We start from the raw sequence: 21,257 nt of genomic DNA, 5'->3' as shown, positions 1-21,257 counted from the left end.
AGGCGATTGGATTGGGGTGACCCGGAGTCCACGCCTGCTCGGAGCATCCCGTGTGGCTGCTCCCTTCCGGTCCTGACCAGATTTGGGCGTCCGGGCCGCATGGGTCCGAGTCGAGCAGATGCTAGCAATGGGCCTCGGCCTTCAGTGCTCCGGCGTGCGACCTGCTGATCTGCTCACCTGCAAGCAGGAAGGGAGGCCCATCGCCGCCCTCACCGCCTGGGATGCCCTCTCAGCCGCGCTGGTGGAGCAAGCCGGCGCCGACCTGATCCTGGTGGGCGATTCCCTGGCGATGGTGGTGCTCGGCCATGCCACCACCCTGCCGGTGACGCTCGAGGAGATGATCCTGCACACCCGCGCCGTGGGGCGCGGCCTGCAGCGCCCGGCTGCGCAGCAGCCGCTGATCGTCACCGATCTGCCATTCCTCAGCTACCAGTGCGGCGGCGATGCCGCCGTGGCCGCCGCCGGGCGCGTCCTCAAAGACAGCCCTGCAGCCGCCGTAAAACTCGAAGGTGCCGAGCCAGAAACCCTCGCGGTGGTGGATCGCCTGGTGCGCAGCGGCATCCCGGTGATGGGGCACCTGGGCCTCACACCGCAATCGGTGCATCAACTGGGCTACCGGCGCCAGGCCAATGACCCCCTCAGCCAGGAACGGCTGCGCCGCCAGGCCCGCGATCTCCAGGCCGCCGGCTGCTTTGCCTTGGTGGTCGAACACGTGCCTGCCGATCTGGCGGCGGGCCTCAGCCAGGAGCTCAGCATCCCGGTGATCGGCATCGGCGCGGGCGATCAGTGCGATGGACAGGTGCGCGTGACCGCTGATCTCCTGGGCCTCACCGAGCGGCAGCCGCCCTTCTCGCCGCCGCTGCTGGCGGGCCGTGCGCTCTGTATCGATGCCCTCAGGAGCTGGGTGGCGGGTCTGCAACCGCAGAGCCCTCCTCCTCCCACCACGCCAGCAGCTCCCGCAGCACCGCATTGCTGAGGGCGAGCCCCTCGGGATCACGCAGGCGCCAGCGCGGCCCCTCCTGCAGCAGCAGGCCCTGATCCACAAAGGGCTGCCAACGGCGCCTTAACGCTTCCGGCACATCGATCCTCACTCCCTCCCGCCGCCGGAACCCCACCATCCAGCGCTCATCGAGCGGCATCCCTGTCTCCGGCGCCGTGTGTAAGCGCTCATGGCCAAGCGGCTGCGCGCGTTCTGCCTGATCGAGCCAGGCTGCATAACCCTCGCGGGTGCGCGGGCGCGCCTCGCGCACACCCCAGGGCGCCGCGGTGGCTCCCATGCCGAAGCCCCACCAGCCGGCGCCGCTCCAGTAGACGCGGTTGTGGCGGGAAGCATGGCCCGGCAGGGCGTAGTTGGAAATCTCGTAGTGGCCGTAGCCCGCGGCGCCAAGGGTGCGGGCGGTGAGCTCCATCAAATCCGCCGCGAGATCGCTCTCCGGCAGGGCCAGAGCACCGCGCTGCTCGAGGCGCTCAAACACGGTGCCGGGCTCCACGATCAGGTCGTAGACCGAGAGATGGGGCGGCTGCAGCGCCATCGCCTGCTGAAGCTGCTCTCGCCAACCGGCCAGGCTCTGCCCCGGCAAGCCCTGAATCAGATCCAGGCTCCAGCTCTGCAGTCGGCCGCTGGTTTGAGCCTGCCGCAGCCAGCCCGCTGCCTCCCGCAGATCGGCGCCGCGGTGGCGGCGGCCTAGCTGCTCGAGCACCGCATCGCTGAAGCTCTGGCCCCCAAGGCTCACGCGTGTGACCCCCGCCGCGAGATAGCCGGCCAGGCGCTGCTGATCGAAGCTGGCGGGGTCAAGCTCAAGGCTCACCTCCGCTCCGGGCGCCAGACCAAAGCGGCGCCGCAGGAGCGCGAGCAACACCTTCAACTGCTCAGCGCTCAGCAGCGATGGGGTCCCACCACCCACATACACAGTGGACAGGGGCGGCCCGGAGGGGGCCAAGTCGATCTCACGCTGCAGCTGCTCCAGGTAGTGGGCGATGGATGCACTGCCCGGGGCGCCGGGCTCGGCGCTAGCGCGATCCCCCAGCGGCACCACGGGGAAATCGCAGTAGAAGCAGCGCCGGTGGCAGAACGGGATGTGCAGATAGGCGCTGCGCGGCGGCCATGCGTGCGGTGCAGGCCGGTTACCTTCCCGGGCCAAAGCCGCCGGGATCAGGCATGCTGCCTTCTTCAAGCCGTCGGCAGCCACAGCACCGGTCATGGTGGACACCCTCATCCTGGTGCTGTTCGTGGTGTCAGGGGCCGCCGCTGGATGGCTGGGGGTCGACCTGCTGCCCGAACAGCAGCTGATCCGCATCGAAAACCTGGAGCAGCTGAGCTGGATCCTGGGGGCCGGAGGGGGGTTGGCAGGCCTACTCGCCGGTGTGGTGTTCCAACGGCTGCGCAAGCGCCTGATGGAGCAGGTGCGCACCATGCCCACCGATCTGCTGGTGAGCAGGGCAGTGGGCCTGATCCTAGGCCTGCTGGTGGCCAACCTTCTGATTTCACCGATCCTGTTCCTGTCGCTCCCCTGGGAGCTGGTGCTGGTGAAGCCCCTGGCGGCAGTGGCAGCGAACGTGTTCTTTGGCGTGTCGGGCTACAACCTGGCGGAGGTGCACGGCCGCACCCTGCTGCGCCTGTTCAACCCCAACAGCACCGAAGCCCTGCTGGTGGCCGATGGCGTGCTGATGCCCGCCAGCGCCAAGATCCTCGACACCAGCGTGATCATCGATGGGCGGGTGCGCGGCCTGCTCGATTCCGGCTTGCTGGAGGGCCAGGTGATCGTGGCCCAGGCGGTGATCGATGAACTGCAGGCCCTGGCCGATTCGAGCAACAACGAAAAGCGCAGTAAGGGCCGCCGCGGCCTGAAGTTGCTCAGCAGCCTGCGGGAGCGCTACGGCCGCCGCCTGGTGGTGAACACCACCCGCTACGAAGGCAACGGCGTCGACGACAAGCTGCTCAAACTGGCGGCCGATACCGGCGGCACCCTGCTCACAGCCGATTACAACCTCACCAAGGTGGCCGAGGTGCAGACCGTGAAGGTGATGAACCTGAGCGAGCTGGTGATCGCCCTGCGCCCCGAGGTGCAGCCGGGTGATGAGCTCAACCTGAAGATCGTGCGCGATGGGAAGGAAGCCAACCAGGGGGTGGGCTACCTCGACGACGGCACGATGGTGGTGGTGGATGGCGCCCACGGCCGCAGCGGTGAGCGCCTGCCGGTGGTGATCACCGGGGCCCTGCAAACCCCCACGGGCCGAATGGTGTTCGGCAAGTTGGAGGGGGCCACGGGGCCGTCGCCCGCCAAACCCCGATCCACGGGCAAGAAATCCGCACCCTCGAAAGGCGATCCGGGCACCGCCAACCCCCGCTAGGCTCCCGGCTCAGGCCTGCAGTGATCCGCGGATGTCGGTGTCAGCTCCCTACTACGGCGATTCCGCCGTGATGCGCACCCCACCGCCCGATCTGCCCTCACTGCTGCTGAAGGAGCGGATCGTGTATCTGGGGCTGCCGCTCTTCAGCGACGACGATGCCAAGCGTCAGATGGGCATCGACGTGACCGAGCTGATCATTGCCCAGCTGCTGTATCTGGAGTTTGACAACCCGGAGAAGCCGATCTTCTTCTACATCAACTCCACCGGCACCAGCTGGTACTCCGGCGATGCCATCGGCTTTGAAACCGAGGCTTTCGCCATCGCCGACACGATCCGCTACGTGAAGCCCCCGGTGCACACCATCTGCATCGGCCAGGCCATGGGCACCGCGGCGATGATCCTCAGCGCCGGCACCAAGGGCCATCGCGCCGCCCTGCCCCACGCCTCGATCGTGCTGCACCAGCCCCGCAGCGGCGCCCGCGGCCAGGCCAGCGACATCCAGATCCGGGCCAAAGAGGTGCTGCACAACAAGCAGACCATGCTCGAAATGCTCTCGGCCAACACCGGCCGCAGCGTGGAGCAGCTGGCGAAAGACTCCGACCGCATGACCTACCTCACGGCCGATGAAGCTGTGGAGTACGGCCTGATCGATCGGGTGCTCACCAGCCAAAAGCTTCCGAGCCAACTACCGGCCGGCGCCGGCGTGAGCCCCGGCAATCCCGGTATCAGCTGAAACCGGCTGGGCCCCAACGGCGGCCTAGATCTCACCCCTCACTTCAACCCACCGGCCACCCCCGCATCCGCCATGCCCATCGGCACCCCCAGCGTTCCCTACCGCCTGCCCGGCAGCCAGTACGAGCGTTGGGTTGACATCTACACGCGCCTGGGCGTGGAGCGGATCCTGTTCCTGGGCTCCGAGGTGAACGACGCCATTGCCAACAGCCTGGTAGCGCAGATGCTCTACCTCGACTCGGAGGACAACTCCAAGCCGATCTACCTCTACATCAACTCACCGGGTGGCTCGGTGACCGCCGGTCTGGCGATCTACGACACCATCCAATACGTGAAGAGCGATGTGGTGACCATCTGCGTGGGTCTGGCTGCCTCGATGGGTGCTTTCTTGCTCGGCGCCGGCACCAAGGGCAAGCGGCTGGCTCTGCCCCACAGCCGGATCATGATCCACCAGCCCCTGGGCGGCACGGCTCAGCGCCAAGCCAGCGACATCGAGATTGAGGCCCGCGAAATCCTGCGCATCAAGGACATGCTCAACAAGAGCATGGCGGAGATGACCGGCCAGGAGCTGGCCAAGATCGAGAAGGACACCGACCGCGACTACTTCCTCAGTGCCGAGGAAGCCAAGAACTACGGCTTGATCGACCGCGTGATTGCCCATCCCAGCGAGGCCTGAGGGGCAGCGGCAGGCGCTTTCGTAAGCTCGACCCTTGCTCAGCGCTGAACCGAAGCCCCTGATGGCCAAGCTGTATTACGACACCGATGCCGACCTCAGCCTGCTGAACGGCAAAACGGTGGCCATCATTGGCTACGGCTCCCAAGGCCACGCCCACGCCCTCAACCTCAAGGACAGCGGCGTGAACGTGGTGGTGGGCCTTTACGAAGGCAGCCGCTCCGCCGAAAAAGCCAAGGCCGATGGTCTGGAAGTGCTCAGCGTGGCTGACGCCGCCGCCAAGGCCGACTGGATCATGGTGCTGCTGCCCGATGAGACCCAGAAGGCCGTTTACGACAAGGAAATCGCTCCTCACCTCAGCGCCGGCAAGGTGCTCAGCTTCGCCCACGGCTTCAACGTGCGCTTCGAGCTGATCAAGCCCCCCGCCGACGTGGATGTGGTGATGATCGCTCCCAAGGGCCCCGGCCACACCGTGCGCTGGGAGTACCAGAACGGCATGGGCGTTCCCGCCCTATTCGCCATCCACCAGGACGCCACTGGCAACGCCCGCGCCCTGGCCATGGCCTACGCCAAGGGCATCGGCGGCACCCGCGCCGGCATCCTGGAGACCAACTTCAAGGAAGAAACTGAGACGGACCTGTTCGGTGAGCAGGCCGTGCTCTGCGGCGGTCTCTCCGAGCTGGTGAAGGCCGGCTTTGAAACCCTGGTGGAAGCTGGTTATCAGCCCGAGCTGGCTTACTTCGAGTGCCTGCACGAGGTGAAGCTGATCGTGGACCTGATGGTGAAGGGCGGCCTCACCGCCATGCGCGATTCCATCTCCAACACCGCTGAATACGGCGACTACGTGAGCGGCCCCCGCCTGATCACCGCCGACACCAAGGCCGAGATGAAGCGCATCCTGGCCGACATCCAGGACGGCACCTTCGCCCGCAACTTCGTGGCTGAGTGCGACGCCGGCAAGCCTGAGATGAAGAAGATCCGCGAGCGCGACAGCCAGCACCCGATCGAGCAGGTGGGCAAGGGCCTGCGCTCGATGTTCTCCTGGCTGAAGGCCGCCTGATCCAGGCCTTGGCATTCGCTTCTGGGGTGGATTCCTTCACGGGGATCCACCCTTTTTTGTTGGTGATCGCCGCGGCGGGGCTGGATCGGCTGGTGGGCGATCCGCGCTGGTGCCTGCACCCGGTGGTGGTGATGGGCTGGTGCATCAGCCGGCTGCGCCGGCTAGCGGAGCACTGGGCCGGCGATCGGCCGCTGGCGCTGCGCCTGGCCGGTGGCGTGATCACGCTGCTGCTCGTGGGCAGCAGCGGCGGCGCCGGCTGGCTGCTGGAGCAATGGGCTCTGGGCAGAGCGCTGCCCGATGCACAGCCCGCAGGGCTGTTGCTGCTTTGGATCGCCCTAGCCAGCGCCCTGGCGGGCCGCAGCCTGGAGCAGGCCGTGCGCGGCGTGCTGGATGCCATTGATGCGGATCTCCAGCCAGCGCGCTGCGCCCTGAGCTGGATTGTGGGGCGCAACACCAGCGAGCTCAGCGCCCCAGAGATCCTGAGAGCCGCGGCCGAAACCGCCAGCGAAAACGCGGTGGATGGGCTCTTTGCCCCCCTGTTCTGGATGCTGGTGGGAGCGGCGCTCTGGAGCATCGGGCTCACGGCAGGGCCTGGGCCGCTGTGCCTGGCCTGGGGCTTCAAAGCCGCGAGCACGCTCGATTCGATGCTGGGCTATCGCGTTGGCCGGCTCAACTGGCTCGGCACCGCCGGGGCCCGGCTCGATGACCTGCTGGTGTGGCTGCCCTGCCGGCTGGTGGCCTTGAGCCTGCCGCTGGTCGCCGGCACCAGCGCCGCAACACGCTGCATTCCCCTGCTGCAAGCCGCCCTGCAGGATGGCGCTTCTGATCCTTCCCCCAATGCCGGTGTATCGCAGGCGGCCTATGCCCATGCCGCCGGCGTGCAGCTGGGAGGGCTGAACCGCTACGGCGACACCCTCAAACCCAAACCGCTCCTGGCACAGAGCTGCCCGCCAGCGAGCCGTTCTTCCGTGCAACGCATCCTGCAGCTGAGCCTGAGGCTGGAAGCGCTTTGGTTAGCGACCGGCCTGGCCCTCGGAGCAGGCCTCAACGCCGCTCAATAGGCGCCGCGATCCATCGGCAACAGCACCACACCGATGGTGCGCAGCACGATGCCGAGATCCAGCCAAAAGCTGCGGTGGCGCACATAGGTGAGATCGAGGCGCACGCGCGTGCGGTAGGTGAGGTTGTTGCGCCCCGACACCTGCCAGAGGCCCGTCAGACCAGGCCGCACCGAGAGCACTTCATCCATGTTGCGGCCGTAGCGGCGCAGTTCATCCCACACGATCGGCCGGGGCCCCACCACGCTCATTTCGCCCCGCAGCACGTTGATGAACTGGGGCAGTTCATCCAGGCTGGAGCGGCGCAGAAATTTGCCGAGGGGCGTGATGCGCGGATCACGCTTGAGCTTGTGATCCCGCTCAAACTCGGCCCGCAGCGTCGGATCGGCCTCCAACATCGCCTCCAGCACCCGATCGGCATCACGCCGCATCGTGCGGAACTTCAGGCAACCAAAGCCCTTGTAGCCGCGACCGATCCGGCGCTGGCAATAAAAGATCGAGCCCCGGGAGCTCAGCTTCACCAGCACCGCCAACAGCAGAAACAGCGGCGAGCCGAGGCTGAGCACCAAGAGCGAAAACACAATGTCGCCGCCCCGCTTCAGCACACGCCCACGCAGCGACTGAGCCGCCAGCAAGCTGCTGGCCGTGGACTCAGCCGGGATGGAGGCAGAGGACAAATGCCGGGCGCTCAGAGTGCACAGTGGCTTCATTAAAGAAGTGCGCCGCTCCAGAGGCCCGCAGGCGGCGGTCACTCACCCCAGAGGCACAGACATGGCTCGGCCCCGTTGAGCCAGGTGGCGCTGGTGCCGGCTCCACACCTGCTCGATCAAGGCTTGGGAGCGCTGGCGGAACCGCTGCGGGCTGAAGCGCTCGGCCCACTGACGCAAGGCGGCCGCAGGCAGCTGTGCCCACAGCCGATTGGCCTCGAAATGCTCCAGGGCCGCCACCAACGACGGCAGCGATTGCTGGGGGAACAGCAAGCCGGTGGGGGACTCACAGCCGCTGCTCAGGCAACGCACGCTGTCGAGCAGGCCACCTTGGCCAAGGCCGATCACCGGTGCGCCCGAGGCCATGGCCTCCACCGGCGCAATCCCGAAATCCTCCAACCCGGCATACACATAGGCACGGCAGGTGGCGAGCCATTCATTCACCTGCTCCTGCGGCAAGCGGCCTAGCAGCCGCACATTGGGGCCGGCCATCGCCTCGAGACGCTGCCGCTCCGGGCCATCGCCAATCAGCACCAACGGCAATCCGGTGGCGTTGAACGCCTGCACCACCAGATCCACCCGTTTGTAGGGCACCAGGCGGCACAAGCAGAGATACACATCGCTGCGAGGCTGATCCCAGCGGAACCGCTCCACCGCCACCGGCGGATGCACCACGGTGGAGGAACGGCCCCAGTAGCGGCGGATGCGAGCCGCCGTGAAGCGGGAGTTGGCGATCAGGGCATCGGGCCGCTGGGCACTCAGCACATCCCACTGGCGCAGGCGATGCAACTGCCAGCGAATCAAGGGTGAGAGGCCCCGGCGCGCCAGGGCCGATTGGCGCAGATAGGCGTGCATCTGATCCCAGGCGTAGCGCACGGGGGTGTGCACGTAGCTCAGATGGCACTGATCCGGGCTCGTGAGCACGCCCTTGGCCACCAGGTGACTGCTGCTGATCACCAGGGGATACGGCGCCAGGTCGAGCTGCTCGATCGCCAGCGGCAGCAGCGGCAGGTATTGCTGCACATGGCTCACGCCCCAAGGCAGGTGCTGCACAAACGAGGTGTGGATCGAGCGGCCTGCCAGCCAGCTTTCGGGGCGTGCACTCTCACCATCCACCAGGGCGGCCAGCTGGGGCTGCCCGAGCAGGGCATCAAGCTGTTGCACCACCAACTCCGCCCCGCCCACCGAGCGAGGGGTGAACCACTCGTGCACGAGCGCGGCGGGGCCAGGGAGAGATGCCATCGCGGCCAAGCTAAGGCCGCAAAGTTGAAGAAGGATTGCTCAGCAGGTCACAAAAACTGTCAGCTGATTGCGTCTGGAGCGGCAAATCTCGATGCTGACGCCAGAGCCCCTTTGCCATGGCAATCCACGAGCTCCTGGAAGACGCCCTCGACGAACCCTCCATCGGGATCACCCAGCGATTTGTCTGGCACGCCACCCCGGTGGGCATCGCTGCGCTGTGGACCGATGGCCAGCCCCCGACGCCGCCGCCGTTCGACAACGCCCTGGAAGAAGGGCTGCAGGTGGGTCTCGACCTCAGCCGTGAGGAGCGCGAATTCCACCAAGTGAGCCGAGGCCTGGTGCTGTTATTCCACAGCTGATGGCCCATCCCCTCTGGATGCTGGGTCCCTGGGCGGTGTTTGCCCTTGCTGCTGGCTTGAAGGTCTGGCGGCTCACCCGTGTGTTCCGCCAACACATGGCCCAAGCACAATCCAACCCTGAACGCTTCAGGCAGTCGCTGGAGCGAATCTGGCAAAAGGATCAACGGGCAGCGTCATCGAGCTGGAGCAGGCTGGAGCAGATTTAGATAGCGAATGAGATACAGATGCGCCACTCGATCATCAATCGGGTTTAACTGAGCATGTATGCCGCGAGCAGGAGCCTCTCGGCAATCCAACAACACACTGGTCGACTCTTCCCGGATCAAGAGAACCAACCAGCACTGGGCACCCAGAAAAAATCCCACCACCGCAAGGGAAGTGGGACTTCGATGGTCTTCACCAGACCTTCTAAATACGGAGAGGGTGGGATTCGAACCCACGGAAGGTTGCCCTTCAAACGATTTCGAGTCGTTCGCTTTCGACCACTCAGCCACCTCTCCAGGCGACCGATGCAGTGTAGAGACCAGGGTGCCGGCTCAGGCCTGACGCCAACCGCTGGCTGAACCGGCAGGCGGCCACCAGAGCCGCGCGGGCGGCAGCGCGGGCAAGGCAGCTTGCTCAGCGGGCCGGGGCCGAAACCCCAGCCACAACCCATCCACCGCAAGCCCAGGCTGCTCGCGCCAGCTCCACCAGGCCTGGCGATCGGGCAGCAATCCCCAGCGCCAGCGACCGGCGGCCAGCAGCAGGGCCTGACTGGTGTCCGACACGGCCTCCACCGCCAGCCCCGCGCTCTGCAACCGCTGACCGCGAGCCAAGGGCGGACTGCCGTTCTGACCAGCCAACAGGGTGGGCGTCAGCGCCGCCCAACAGGCAGGGGGCTCTGGCGGAAGCGCGTCCAACGACAGCACCCAATCGAAGCGCTGCACCCCCAGCCCCTGGGCCAGCTGCGCCCCGCGGCTGCAGCTGAGGCCATCCGCGCGGCGGCTGATCAGCGCCGCCCGTCCGCCATGGCGTGCCAACAACCACTGGCGGCTGCCGTCCTCCACCAACAGCAGCTGATCAGCACGGAGCAAGTGGAACTGCGCAGCCGCCACACACCCCAACAGCAGCGCAGCCCACAGGCGCCAGCGGCGCAGCTGCGGCACCAACCAAGGCAAAAGGCCCAGCGCCGAGGCCAGCGCCAGCCAGGGCGACAGACGGCCCAGCTGACACTGAGCCAAGGGCAGCGCCGCCAGCTGACGCACCAGCCACACCAGCACGTGCGCCACCGGCACCAACAACCAACCGAGGGCCGTCATCAACGGCGGGCAGAGCAACGCCAGAGCCGCCATCGCCATCGCCCCCAGGGTGAGCGGCGTGAGCAGCGGCCCCACCAGCAGGTTGGCGGGCACGGCGTAGAGGGGCAGCGCACCGAAATGGAGCAACTGCAACGGAATCGTCCACAGCGAGGCCGCCACCGGCACCGCCATCGCAGCAGCAGCCCAGGCGGGGGCAACGCCTCTCAACTGCTGCTCCAGCGGCCGGGCCGTGAGGATCAAACCCGCCGTGGCGGCCGCACTGAGCTGAAAGCCCACATCAAGCAACCAGGCCGGCCGCAACAGCAGCATCACCAGCAGGCACAGCAACAACACCGAAAGGGGACGACTGCGCCGGCCGCATTCCTGCAGACCAAAGGCCACCGCTCCCATCAACACAGCTCGCACCACCGAGGGCTGCGCACCAGCCAGCAACAGGAAGATCCCCATCGCGCCAAGGGCTAACGCCCAGCGCAGGGCCGCCGGCAAAGGCCGAGCGATCACCAGCACCGCACCGAGCAACACGCTCAGATGAAATCCGCTCGCCGCCAACGCATGGGACAAACCCGCCGCCCGAAACGCCTCCCGCACCTCCTGCGGCAAGGGGCTCACGGCACTGCCGAGCACCAGCGCAGAGAGCACCCCACCGGCCCGTTCACCCCCCGCCTGGCGCAACGCCAGCCCGATCTGGCGCCGAAGGTCGGCAATGGGGGTTGGCGCCCGCTGCAACACCTGCCACTGCTGCACATCCAATGCCGTCCAGGCTTCGCGGCGCTGCAGGCGCTCGGCTGAACCGGAGAGCAGCGGATGGGGCGCTGGCGGCAGCTTGCGCAGCATGCCATCAAGCTGCAGCCGCCACCCCATGCGCACAGCCGGGCAAGGGCTGAACTGAAGCTCACTGCGACCACCAGGCAACTGGGCCAGAGCCCGGCAGCGCTGCCCGCTGGGATCAGGCCGTGGATCCTCCAGCAGCTGGGCGGTGAGGGTAACCGGCTCACGCGCCGAGCCCGCCAAGCGATGCACCGGATCGGAGGGAGCTTGGTGGGGCTGGCCGAGCACACCACGGCCGCAACTCAGCGGCAGCACCAGCAACAACAGCACCAGCAGGCGCGGCCGGCGCCTCAGCCCAAGCACCACCGCCAGGAGCAGCGCCCCGAGCAAGCCGAGCTTGAGCGGCCCGCTCAGCGGCAACACACCGATCGCCAGCGCCAGCAACAGAACGCCCAGACCCACCGCACCCATGGCCTGATTCGCAACAGCACTACTGGGAGTGTTCCCTTAAGGTTCCGCCGAGATCCCTGGGGTGATGGAGCGACGGCAGCGCTTCCTGGCACTGGCCTGCAGCCTGGCGCTGATCGCCGCAGGGCCCAGTTGGGGCCAGCCCCGCACCATCACGGTGGTGGAGGGCGACACACTGGAACAGCTGGCCCTGCGCTATCGCGTGGACCTGCAGGCGTTGATCGACCTCAACGGCATCAGCGATCCCACCCTGCTGCAGGTGGGCGAGGTGTTGAAACTGCCTGGGGCGCCAGGCGCCTCCACCCGCAGCAACGCACCTGCCGATGCCGTGGCACCACCCCCGCCTGAGGGCAGCAGCGCTGAGGCCGCCGCCGCACTGCTGCTGAGCCCCGCTGAGCGGCGCGATCGCGCCGAACTCGAACTGCGGGAGCTCTCCGGCAAAGCGCGCTGGAAATGGTTCAACAGCACTGCCGTGGATTGGTCGGGCTGGCGGCTGCACCCCGGCGGCGTGCGCATCACCCTGGTGAAGCCCTCGATCAGCGATCTGGGGCTGCGGGGCTCAGCCGCCACGGCCGTGGCCGTGCAATGCACGAGCCTGCGCCAGAACTGGCGGATCGACGGCACCTGGCAGGGCTGGGACACCCCCGCTCCAGGCAGCGTGGGGCAGCGGATCGTGCTGGATCTGTGCAGTAACACGCTCGATGGACCGGCGGTGCCGGTGCCGCCGCCGAGCCCAGATCCTTAGCGCTCCAGCAGTGGGAAGCCCAGCGCTTCCCGCTCCGCCAGCCAGGCCTCGGCTACTTGCCGGGCCAGGTTGCGGATACGGCCGATGGTGGCGGTGCGCTCCGTCACCGAGATCACACCGCGGGCCTCGAGCAGGTTGAAGGTGTGGCTGCACTTGAGCACGAAGTCGAGCGCCGGCGCCGGCAATTGCTTGGCCACCAGATCGGCGGCTTCGGCTTCGTAGATGGCAAACAGCTGCTTGAGCCGCTCGGGGTTGGAGGCTTCGAAGTTGTAGGTGCACTGGCCCTTTTCAAAGGGCAGCCAGATGTCGCCGTAGGAGCGGTTGCCGTCCCAGGAGAGATCCCAGATGCTCTCCACGTCCTGGAGATACATGGCCAGGCGCTCGAGGCCATAGGTGATCTCAATCGACACGGGCCGGCAGTCGATGCCACCGCACTGCTGGAAGTAGGTGAACTGGGTGACCTCCATGCCATCGAGCCAAACCTCCCAGCCCACACCCCAGGCACCGAGGGTGGGCGACTCCCAGTTGTCCTCCACGAAGCGGATGTCGTGGTCAGCCGCCTTGATGCCCAGGGCCTCGAGCGAAGCGAGGTAGGTCTCCTGGATGCCATCGGGGCTGGGCTTGATCAGCACCTGGTACTGGAAGTAGTGCTGGGCCCGGTTGGGGTTATCGCCGTAGCGCCCATCGGTGGGGCGCCGGCATGGCTCGGGATAGGCCACCGCCCAGGGCTCGGGGCCGATGGCCCGCAGCACCGTATGAGGGCTCATCGTGCCAGCGCCCTTTTCGGTGTCGTAGGGCTGCAGGATCAGGCAGCCCCGCTCGGCCCAGAAGCGGTTGAGGGTGCTGATGATGTCCTGGAAATGCACGATCTGCTCCTGGTGAGGCCGGCGTGGGCGCGCTCGGCCCCCGATTCTGCCCAGCGACGGATCAACGACCGCAAAAGCACCTACTGACGCACCCCCGGCGCAGATCCACGCTGAAAGCACTCGCCGCTCTCAGATGGGACCCGATCTCGGACTCAGCATCTTCTTGCCCGCCCTGCTGATCAGCGCGATCACGGTGATGCTTTCAGCCAAGCAAGAGCGCGAACTGGAAAATCAGCAGCGCACTCATGCCAGCAACTGCAGCAGCCCCATCTGGCCGCCCGCCAACAAACGATGACGGGCGCCGCTGAAGCCGGCCGCCAAAGCCAGCTCCTCCTGCTCCACCCCCGTGGGAAAGCGCTCAAGACTGCGCTCGAGGTAGGCGTATTGCTCCTCCAGCCCCGCCCTGCGGGCCAGCGGCACCACCAAGCGACGCAGATACAACCGCTGAAAAGCAGCCGTAGCGCCATGGGGATCAGCCGGCCGATTGAAATCGAGCACCGCCGCGCGCCCACCGGGCCGCAGCAAGCGCCGCAGTTCCTGCAGCCCCGCAGCAGGATCAGGCAGGTTGCGCAGCCCGTAGGCCATCACCGCCCCATCCGCTGAGGCATCCGCCAGCCCTGTAGCCGTCGCGTCAGCCAGGCGGAACTCCACCGGCAGCCAGGGCTGGCCGTGAGCCCGCTGCCGAGCACGCTCCAGCGGCGCCGCCGCCGCATCAATGCCCAACACCAGTCCCGCCGGGCGCACCTTCTCCGCCAGCACCAGCGCCAGATCCCCGGTGCCGCAACAGAGATCCAGAAGACGCTGCCCTGGCTGCGGCTCGAGCCAGGCCACAGCCTGCCGCTTCCAGATGCGGTGCAGGCCCAGGCTGAGCAGGTCGTTGAGCCTGTCGTAAGCAGGGGCGATGCGATCAAACAGATCGCGAACCTGCTCAGGATCGCCGGGTTGAATCGAAGCTGGCATCCCAGGGCAGGGAGATCGCGTCGAGACTGACACCTCCAGCCTCCAGCTGGGCCTCCACGCGATCAGCGCTGGTGAAACTCATCACCATCACGGCCGCAAGCCCCACCGCCGCCGAGCACACCATGCAGCCGGCGAGCATCAGTGAAAACTCCTTGCGATCAGCCGCGGCTTGCATCAGCTGAAGCGCCCAAGCCACCATCGCCACAACGGCCAGCACGAGCACCACCGCAAGAGCCGTGGAGTGGGTCTGAACCAGGGCGTGCACGAACGGGCAGAGGCTCGAATCTGAGACGAATGTAACGGCGCGTAACAGGCCTACGCGAGCGGGCGGATGTTGAAACCACGACCGAGCAGATCTTGTTTGATCTGCTCCACGCTGAGCACGCCGTCGTGCAGCAACGACGCCAGCAGAGCCGCCGAGGCATGGCCGCCCTGCGGGCCGGCATCCAGCGCCTGGGCGATGTGATCGATGCAGCCGGCGCCGCCACTGGCGATCACCGGCACCTCCACGGCATCGGCCACGGCGCGCGTGAGGTTGAGCTCGTAGCCGGCCTGGGTGCCATCGCCATCCATCGAGGTGAGCAGGATCTCGCCGGCCCCGAGATCCACCACCCGCCGCGCCCACTCCACCGCATCAAGCCCGGTGTTCTCGCGGCCGCCTTTCACGTACACATCCCAGCCCCCCTCGCGGCGGCGGGCGTCGATGGCCACCACGATGCACTGGCAGCCAAACCGCTCTGCTCCCCGCGCCACCAGCTCGGGATCGCGCACAGCCGAGGAGTTGAGGCTCACCTTGTCGGCCCCGGCCCGCAGCAGCTCGGTGATGCCCTCCACCGTGCTGATGCCGCCGCCCACGGTGAAGGGGATGGTGACCGCTTCAGCGGTGCGCTGCACCAACTCCACCAAGGTGGCGCGGCCCTGGTGAGACGCCGCAATGTCGAGAAACACCAGCTCATCAGCACCAGAGGCGCTGTAGCGGCAGGCCAGCTCCACGGGATCACCGGCATCCCGCAGACCCACAAAGTTCACGCCCTTCACCACCCGGCCATCGGCCACATCGAGGCAGGGAATGATCCGTTTGGCGACCATGGCGAAGGGGGAGCGGCTGACGGCTGTAGAGCCGCAGGACTGGGGGCTAATCTGACGCCACTTTTGCGTCGCGCCGGACATGTCCCAGGCTGCCATCACCGTCGGCTCGAAGGTGCGGGTCACCCGGGTGCGCGACCGCATTCCTGCCGATCTCGTGGCTGCCCTCCAGGCCGATGCCACCGGCACCGTGAAGGACTTCAAGGTGACCGACGGCAAGGGCATCGGCGTGGTGGTGGAGCTGGCCAACGGCACCACCACCTGGTTCTTCGACGACGAGATCACCGCTGCCTGATCCGTCAGCCCCTGTGAGCGAACCCACGAGCGACTCCACCAACGCATCCCCCAACCCCACCGCCAGCAGCGGAGGTGGGGCACGGCAACTGCTGGGGATGAAAGGTGCGAGCGGCACCTCCAACATTTGGAAGATCCGGCTTCAGCTGATGAAGCCGGTCACCTGGATCCCCTTGATCTGGGGGGTGCTTTGCGGTGCCGCCGCCTCCGGCAACTTCCACTGGACCATGCCTGAGGTGGGCGCCTCGATCGCCTGCATGCTGATGAGCGGTCCGCTGCTAGCCGGCTACACGCAGACCATCAACGACTACTACGACCGCGAGATCGACGCGATCAACGAGCCTTATCGGCCGATTCCCTCCGGCGCCATTCCGCTCTGGCAGGTGAAGGCGCAGATCTGGGTTCTGCTGTTGGCTGGCTTGGGCGTGGCCTACGGCCTCGATCGTTGGGCTGGTCACGCCACCCCGGTGCTGTTCCTGCTGGCGCTCGGTGGCTCCTTCGTGAGCTTCATTTATTCCGCCCCGCCGCTGAAGCTGAAGCAGAACGGCTGGCTGGGCAACTACGCCCTGGGTGCCAGCTATATCGCCTTGCCTTGGTGGGCTGGGCAGGCCCTGTTCGGCCAACTCACCTGGACCACCGCTTTGCTCACCCTGGCCTACTCCCTGGCCGGCCTTGGCATTGCTGTGGTGAACGACTTCAAGAGCGTGGAAGGCGATCGCGCCTTGGGCCTGCAATCGCTGCCTGTGGCGTTCGGCATTGAAAAAGCCAGCTGGATCAGCGCCGGCATGATCGACGTGTTTCAGCTGGCGATGGTGGCCGTGTTGATCGCGATCGGTCAGCATTTCGCGGCGGTACTGCTCGTGCTGCTGGTGATTCCGCAGATCACCTTCCAGGACATCTGGCTGCTCCGCGATCCCGTGGCCTTCGATGTGAAATACCAGGCCAGTGCACAACCCTTCTTGGTGCTCGGCATGTTGGTGACCGCTCTGGCCATCGGCCATAGCGATCTGGTGGTGATGTGACAGGCGCACGCCGCCGCCCTTTGCTGCGCGCTGGCCTGATTGGGGCTGGAGCCGGCATCACCGTTGCCCTGGGCCAGAACCTGCTGGTGCAGGGGTTGGATTCAACCTTGCCCAATGTGCAGCGGGTGAGTAGCTACAACCGCCCGGGCACGGTGACCGTGCTCTCGGCGGATGGGCAGGTGATCCAGAAGCTGGGCCCCGCCACGCGCGAGAAGCTGGTGAGTGGGCAGATGCCGCTGCTCGTACAGCGTGCCTTCATCGCTGCGGAGGATCGCCGCTTCTACGAGCACAACGGCATCGATCCCGTGGGCATCGGCCGCGCCCTGATGCGCAACGTGAGCCGGGGATCGGTGGAGGAGGGTGCCAGCACGATCACCCAACAGCTGGCGCGCACGGTGTTCCTGAGCCAGGACCGCACGATCATCCGCAAGCTCAAAGAAGCGCTGCTGGCGGGAAAGCTGGAGCGCCAGCTCAGCAAGCAGCAAATCCTTGAGCAATACCTCAACTACGTGTATCTGGGCTCGAGCGCCTATGGCGTGTCGGATGCAGCCTGGATCTACTTCTCGAAAACACCGGCCGAGCTCACGCTGCCGGAGGCCGCTCTGATCGCGGGCCTGCCACCGGCACCTTCGGTGTATTCGCCGCTGGTGAATCCTGATCTCGCCCTCCAGCGCCGCGCCACGGTGCTGCGGCGAATGCGGGAAGCCGGCTTCATCGATGCACTACAGCTGCAAACCGCCAATGCCGCCCCGCTGCTCCTGAAGCCAGCCGAGCCGAAGTATTGGACCAGCCGAGCGCCCTACTTCACCAGCTGGGTGGCGCAGGAACTGCCCAAGGTGCTGAGCCCCGAAGATCTGGAGGTGGGCGGACTCACGATCCGCAGCAGCCTCAACCTCAGCTGGCAGGAGCGGGCTCAGGCCACGATCAACAAGCACGCCCGCGGCGCCATGGAGGGCGCCGTGGTGTCGATGGAGCCGGGCACCGGCCTGGTGCGCACGATGGTGGGGGGCAAAGATTTCGACAAGAGCCAGTTCAACCGCGCAGCCCAGGCGCTGCGCTCACCCGGCTCCACCTTCAAGCTGTTCGTGTACCTCAGCGCCCTCAAGGAGGGGATGAAGCCTGAGGACAAGATCAACGACAAGCAGCAGTGCTTCGGCGGCTACTGCCCGCGCAATTTCGGCAACAAATATCGGGGTGTGGTGCCGCTGTGGGTGGCCCTGCAGCAGTCGCTTAACACCGTGTCGGTGAGCCTGCTCAAGCAGGTGGGCTTCGACAAGGTGATCGCCACCGCCAAGAGCCTGGGCATCACCCGCGAGCTCGGCCGCTTCTATCCGCTGGCGGTGGGGGCCACCGAGCAGACCGTGCTCGATATGACCGCCGCTTACGCCGCGATCTTCAACCGTGGCGTGTACGTGACCCCCACACCCTTTGAAGAAATCCTCGGCCCCAACGGCGAGCTGCTCTGGAGCCGCCGCGTCGATGGCGACCGCGGCCGCCGCGCTGTGCCAAGCGACATCGCCGACGCCATGCTCTGGATGCTGCAGCAGGTGGTGAAGGGCGGCACCGGCTACGGCGCTGTACCGCCCAACCGCCCCGCCGCCGGCAAAACCGGCACCTCCGAAGGCGGCCGCGACCTCTGGTTCATCGGCGGCGTGCCCCAGCTGGTGACAGGCCTGTGGCTCGGATACGACAACAACAAGGAAACCAAGAGCACCAGCGCCGTGGCCGTGGTGGCCTGGGCCGACTACATGGGCCCGATCCTCAAGGATCTGCCCGTGCGCCCCTTCCCGCCCAAGCCCCAGCTGGCCGGCAAATTCGATCCACTCAAGGCGCTCAAGCCGAAACCCAAACCGGAAGCAGCCGCGCCTGTGGCCACACCGGCACAGCCTGCCGCACCAGCCCCCACCGAGGACAAACCACCGGTGGAGGCGGTGATCCCAGAAGGCACACCCAGCGAACCCAGCCCACCAACCAACGCCACACCGGCTGCCCCCGTAGCCGCACCGCCAGCACCGCCGCCGCCGCTTCCTCCCGCAGGGCTACCGGCCGCACCTCCAGCTCTGCCCTGAGGCGGATCGCTCAGCCCTGGTGCTCGAGCACGGCGGCATAGAAGCCGTCGCCAGCGCCTGCCATTTCACCCGGCCAGAGCTGCCAGCTCTGGCGCACCTGCAAGGCGGGATGATCCGCCGCAAACGCATCGATCAAGGCGTTGTTTTCGCGGGGATGAACGGTGCAGGTGGCGTACACCAATCGGCCTTGGGGCTTGAGCAGCGGTAACAGCCCCTCCAGCAACTGGCGTTGCAGCACCACCAGATCTTCAATCGCCGCTGGATCAATCCGCCAGCGGGCGTCGGCATGGCGGGCCAAGGTGCCAAGGCCGGAGCAAGGGGCATCCACCAGGATGCGATCGAAATGGCCGAGCAACTCAGGTTGCTGCTGAGCCAGGGCCGTGGCATCCCCGTGCTGCACCGCAATGCTGCTCAGACCAAGCCGTTCGGCGTTGCGGCTCACCCGCCGCAACCGAGCCTCACCACGGTCCAGCGCCAGCACCAGCCCCTGATCTCCCATCCATTCCGCGAGGTGAGTGCTTTTGCCGCCAGGAGCCGCGCAGGCATCCAGGATCCGCTCACCGGGCTGAGGATCCAGCAGCGGCGCAATGCGCTGCGCCGCCCGGTCTTGCACGCACCAATGCCCTTCCGCAAAACCCGGCAGGCGGCTGAGGTCGCCGCTGCGCCCCTTCAGGGTGATCCCCGAAGCCAGACCCTCAATCGGGCAGGCCTCCACCCCCGCTGCCGCCAGAGCTGCACACACCTCGTCCGGGGTGCTGCGCAGGCGATTCACCCGCAGATCCAGGCTGGGCGGCGTGTTGCAGGCGAGGCCAAAGGCTTCGGCCCGCTCGGGCGGTAGCCACCCCAGCAGCTCAACCGCCAACCAGGGCGGCAACGACTGCCGAACCCCAAGGACAGTGGCCGGATCCAGGGCTTGCTCTGGCGTGAGCGGCAGGGTGTCGCCAGCCTCTCGCCGGCGCAGGAAAGCGCGCAAGAGACCATTAGCCACCGGTGCCAGGCGCGCCAGCCCGCCCCGCTTGGCCAGTTCCACCGTGGTGCTCACCGCCGCGGAGGGGGGCACCCGATCGCTGGCCAGAAGCTGATAGAGGCCAATGTGCAGCAGCCAGCGCAGCTTGGGAGGCTGGCGTTCGGCGGGCACCTTGCCCAGCTGATCGAGCCAGGCATCAAGCAAGCGGCGCTGGCGGATGGCCCCGTAGGCCAGCTCCGTGGCCAGGCCCCGATCCACTGACGAGAGCGGCGTGCGCCCCAACTCCCGCTCCAGTGCGCCATCGGCATAGGCCCCGGCCGCAACAGCCTGCAAAACCTGCCAGGCCAACCGCCGCGGCGCCAGGCCCTTGGGTTCAGCAGCCGTTGAAGCAACAGGCGACGAGCTCAACAGGGCAACGGGTCCGATGTTGCTCCACAACTAGCGCCCGGGGGGATCCAGCGATAACGGGCCAATGGCAGCCGCCCCTGCTCATCCACCGGGATGCCCTCGGCGAGCAGCAGCTCCCGCTGCATCCAGTCGGAGCCTTCGCGGCTGAGGCTCATGCTGATGCGGCCCTGGGCATTCACTACCCGATGCCAAGGCACCTCCGAGGGCAGGGCGAGACGGCGCAGCGCCCAGCCCACCTGGCGGGCACAGCCGTAGGCGCCGATGAGCTCGGCGATCTGGCCGTAGGTGGCGAGCTGACCCGCTGGGATCTGGGCCACCACCTGGCGAACGCGATCGTAGAAGCCTGGGTCCACGGCGGAACGCTATCGGGCCTGGGCTGCCGATCCGGCGATCCGGGACGATGGACCACAGGCCCGCCCTGAACGATGCCCCTGCTGCCCCGCCGCTTTGAGCGCCTGCAGACCGTGCTCAACCGCCGCATGGGCGATCTCACCGTGGTGCTGGAAGCGGTGGACAAGCCCCACAACCTCTCAGCCATCCTGCGCACCTGCGATGCCGTGGGGGTGCTGGAGGCCCACGTGGTGAGCCTGCCGGGCCGGCCGCGCACCTTCAACAAAACCGCCAAGGGCAGCCAGAAGTGGGTACCGCTGCATCCGCACCCGAGCATCGAGGAGTGCCTGAGCGGCCTCAAGGCCAAGGGCTTCCGCATCTATGGCACCCACCTGAGCGTGGATGCGCGCGACTACCGCGACTGCGACTTCACCGGCCCCAGCTGCTTCCTGATGGGCGCCGAGAAATGGGGCATGAGCGATGAGGCGCTGGCGATGGTGGATCAGCCGCTGTTCATCCCGATGACCGGGATGGTGCAGAGCCTCAATGTGAGCGTGGCGGCCGCCACGTTGCTGTTTGAAGCGTTGCGTCAGCGAGAGCGGGCGGGGCTGGTACCGAGCCAGGGAGAAGGCGTGCCCGGCGGTGAGGAGGCCTACCGCAAGCTCTTGTTCGAGTGGGCCTACCCGCAGGTGGCCGATTGGTGCCGGCGACAAGGCCGGCCATACCCGCCGCTCACCGAAGAGGGAGAAATCGCGGAGCAGCTGCCACGCACCTTGAAGCTGCGTTACTGAACT

The 21,257-nt window shown here is 67.0% G+C and carries 22 protein-coding genes, 1 tRNA gene and 1 other RNA gene; 12 read left to right on the top strand and 12 right to left on the bottom strand.

Translation table 11 applies throughout. The features are described 5' to 3' along the window. Positions 1–15: 15 nt before the first annotated feature. An RNA gene (gene ffs, locus KUL97_RS07445) (signal recognition particle sRNA small type) lies at positions 16–112 on the bottom strand. A gap of 42 nt (positions 113–154) precedes the next feature. On the opposite strand from ffs, the gene panB reads away from it, so the two are divergent. After that, complete coding sequence (panB, locus tag KUL97_RS07440) at positions 155–976, top strand: 3-methyl-2-oxobutanoate hydroxymethyltransferase (RefSeq protein ID WP_217796500.1); 822 nt, start codon at positions 155–157, stop codon at positions 974–976. Here panB and hemW read toward each other — a convergent pair. Beyond that, complete coding sequence (hemW, locus tag KUL97_RS07435) at positions 894–2,201, bottom strand: radical SAM family heme chaperone HemW (protein WP_217796330.1); 1,308 nt, start codon at positions 2,199–2,201, stop codon at positions 894–896. The genes panB and hemW overlap by 83 nt on opposite strands. Here hemW and KUL97_RS07430 point away from each other — a divergent pair. The 5 genes from KUL97_RS07430 (at position 2,200) to cbiB (ending at position 6,877) form a co-directional block, all read left to right on the top strand. After that, positions 2,200–3,351, top strand: coding sequence for a PIN/TRAM domain-containing protein (locus tag KUL97_RS07430; protein WP_217796329.1), 1,152 nt, complete (start codon positions 2,200–2,202; stop codon positions 3,349–3,351). The two genes, hemW and KUL97_RS07430, sit on opposite strands and share 2 nt — an antisense overlap. A gap of 31 nt (positions 3,352–3,382) precedes the next feature. Next, positions 3,383–4,084, top strand: coding sequence for an ATP-dependent Clp protease proteolytic subunit (locus KUL97_RS07425; protein ID WP_217796328.1), 702 nt, complete (start codon positions 3,383–3,385; stop codon positions 4,082–4,084). A 72-nt stretch (positions 4,085–4,156) separates the two neighbouring features. Next, positions 4,157–4,759 (top strand): ATP-dependent Clp protease proteolytic subunit, encoded by a 603-nt coding sequence (locus KUL97_RS07420; RefSeq protein WP_217796327.1) that lies wholly within the window; start codon positions 4,157–4,159, stop codon positions 4,757–4,759. 61 nt (positions 4,760–4,820) lie between these two features. Continuing rightward, a complete protein-coding gene (gene ilvC, locus KUL97_RS07415) occupies positions 4,821–5,816 on the top strand; it encodes a ketol-acid reductoisomerase (protein WP_217796326.1) in 996 nt (331 codons plus the stop codon). Between the two features lie 62 nt (positions 5,817–5,878). Continuing rightward, complete coding sequence (gene cbiB, locus KUL97_RS07410) at positions 5,879–6,877, top strand: adenosylcobinamide-phosphate synthase CbiB (protein WP_217796499.1); 999 nt, start codon at positions 5,879–5,881, stop codon at positions 6,875–6,877. Here cbiB and KUL97_RS07405 read toward each other — a convergent pair. Then, positions 6,871–7,551: a sugar transferase gene (locus KUL97_RS07405; RefSeq protein ID WP_217796325.1), complete on the bottom strand. Its 681-nt coding sequence runs from the start codon at positions 7,549–7,551 to the stop codon at positions 6,871–6,873. The genes cbiB and KUL97_RS07405 overlap by 7 nt on opposite strands. Before the next feature lie 75 nt (positions 7,552–7,626). Beyond that, on the bottom strand, positions 7,627–8,823 hold the full coding sequence (locus tag KUL97_RS07400) for a glycosyltransferase (protein ID WP_217796324.1): 1,197 nt from the start codon (positions 8,821–8,823) through the stop codon (positions 7,627–7,629). A gap of 116 nt (positions 8,824–8,939) precedes the next feature. Between KUL97_RS07400 and KUL97_RS07395 the strand changes: the two genes are divergently transcribed. After that, positions 8,940–9,182, top strand: coding sequence for a hypothetical protein (locus tag KUL97_RS07395; protein ID WP_217796323.1), 243 nt, complete (start codon positions 8,940–8,942; stop codon positions 9,180–9,182). Between the two features lie 415 nt (positions 9,183–9,597). On the opposite strand, the gene KUL97_RS07390 is transcribed toward KUL97_RS07395, so the two are convergent. Beyond that, a tRNA-Ser gene (locus KUL97_RS07390) sits at positions 9,598–9,682 on the bottom strand. A gap of 36 nt (positions 9,683–9,718) precedes the next feature. Next, positions 9,719–11,719: a ComEC/Rec2 family competence protein gene (locus KUL97_RS07385; protein ID WP_254896302.1), complete on the bottom strand. Its 2,001-nt coding sequence runs from the start codon at positions 11,717–11,719 to the stop codon at positions 9,719–9,721. Between the two features lie 64 nt (positions 11,720–11,783). On the opposite strand from KUL97_RS07385, the gene KUL97_RS07380 reads away from it, so the two are divergent. Beyond that, on the top strand, positions 11,784–12,461 hold the full coding sequence (locus tag KUL97_RS07380; protein ID WP_217796322.1) for a LysM domain-containing protein: 678 nt from the start codon (positions 11,784–11,786) through the stop codon (positions 12,459–12,461). Here KUL97_RS07380 and glyQ read toward each other — a convergent pair. The 4 genes from glyQ to hisF form a co-directional block, all read right to left on the bottom strand. Further along, a complete protein-coding gene (glyQ, locus tag KUL97_RS07375; RefSeq protein ID WP_217796321.1) occupies positions 12,458–13,327 on the bottom strand; it encodes a glycine--tRNA ligase subunit alpha in 870 nt (289 codons plus the stop codon). The genes KUL97_RS07380 and glyQ overlap by 4 nt on opposite strands. A 243-nt stretch (positions 13,328–13,570) precedes the next feature. Continuing rightward, complete coding sequence (gene ubiE / locus KUL97_RS07370; protein WP_217796320.1) at positions 13,571–14,287, bottom strand: bifunctional demethylmenaquinone methyltransferase/2-methoxy-6-polyprenyl-1,4-benzoquinol methylase UbiE; 717 nt, start codon at positions 14,285–14,287, stop codon at positions 13,571–13,573. Then, complete coding sequence (locus KUL97_RS07365) at positions 14,256–14,552, bottom strand: hypothetical protein (RefSeq protein WP_217796319.1); 297 nt, start codon at positions 14,550–14,552, stop codon at positions 14,256–14,258. The genes ubiE and KUL97_RS07365 overlap by 32 nt, the downstream gene beginning before the upstream one ends. A gap of 50 nt (positions 14,553–14,602) precedes the next feature. Continuing rightward, positions 14,603–15,376 carry an imidazole glycerol phosphate synthase subunit HisF gene (gene hisF, locus KUL97_RS07360; RefSeq protein WP_217796318.1) on the bottom strand — a complete coding sequence of 258 codons (774 nt, stop codon included), beginning with the start codon at positions 15,374–15,376 and terminating at the stop codon, positions 14,603–14,605. Positions 15,377–15,455: 79 nt separating this feature from the next. On the opposite strand from hisF, the gene KUL97_RS07355 reads away from it, so the two are divergent. The 3 genes from KUL97_RS07355 to KUL97_RS07345 all read left to right on the top strand — a co-directional run bounded on the left by KUL97_RS07355 (position 15,456) and on the right by KUL97_RS07345 (position 18,758). Beyond that, positions 15,456–15,668 carry a DUF2862 domain-containing protein gene (locus tag KUL97_RS07355; RefSeq protein ID WP_010304223.1) on the top strand — a complete coding sequence of 71 codons (213 nt, stop codon included), beginning with the start codon at positions 15,456–15,458 and terminating at the stop codon, positions 15,666–15,668. An 88-nt stretch (positions 15,669–15,756) separates the two neighbouring features. Further along, complete coding sequence (gene chlG / locus KUL97_RS07350) at positions 15,757–16,689, top strand: chlorophyll synthase ChlG (protein ID WP_303246124.1); 933 nt, start codon at positions 15,757–15,759, stop codon at positions 16,687–16,689. After that, positions 16,686–18,758: a PBP1A family penicillin-binding protein gene (locus tag KUL97_RS07345; RefSeq protein WP_217796316.1), complete on the top strand. Its 2,073-nt coding sequence runs from the start codon at positions 16,686–16,688 to the stop codon at positions 18,756–18,758. Before chlG ends, KUL97_RS07345 begins: the two co-directional genes overlap by 4 nt. Before the next feature lie 10 nt (positions 18,759–18,768). On the opposite strand, the gene KUL97_RS07340 is transcribed toward KUL97_RS07345, so the two are convergent. Together KUL97_RS07340 and KUL97_RS07335 are read right to left on the bottom strand one after the other, a co-directional pair. Beyond that, positions 18,769–20,133: a 16S rRNA (cytosine(967)-C(5))-methyltransferase gene (locus KUL97_RS07340; RefSeq protein WP_217796315.1), complete on the bottom strand. Its 1,365-nt coding sequence runs from the start codon at positions 20,131–20,133 to the stop codon at positions 18,769–18,771. Next, positions 20,130–20,453, bottom strand: coding sequence for an MGMT family protein (locus tag KUL97_RS07335; protein ID WP_368656117.1), 324 nt, complete (start codon positions 20,451–20,453; stop codon positions 20,130–20,132). Before KUL97_RS07335 ends, KUL97_RS07340 begins: the two co-directional genes overlap by 4 nt. A 105-nt stretch (positions 20,454–20,558) precedes the next feature. Between KUL97_RS07335 and trmH the strand changes: the two genes are divergently transcribed. Beyond that, a complete protein-coding gene (trmH, locus tag KUL97_RS07330; protein ID WP_217796313.1) occupies positions 20,559–21,254 on the top strand; it encodes a tRNA (guanosine(18)-2'-O)-methyltransferase TrmH in 696 nt (231 codons plus the stop codon). The last annotated feature ends 3 nt before the right edge of the window (positions 21,255–21,257 follow it).

This window comes from Synechococcus sp. HK05 (genome assembly GCF_019104765.1).
GTDB lineage: Bacteria > Cyanobacteriota > Cyanobacteriia > PCC-6307 > Cyanobiaceae > Vulcanococcus.
This window is presented reverse-complemented; position numbering and strand designations above follow the sequence as displayed.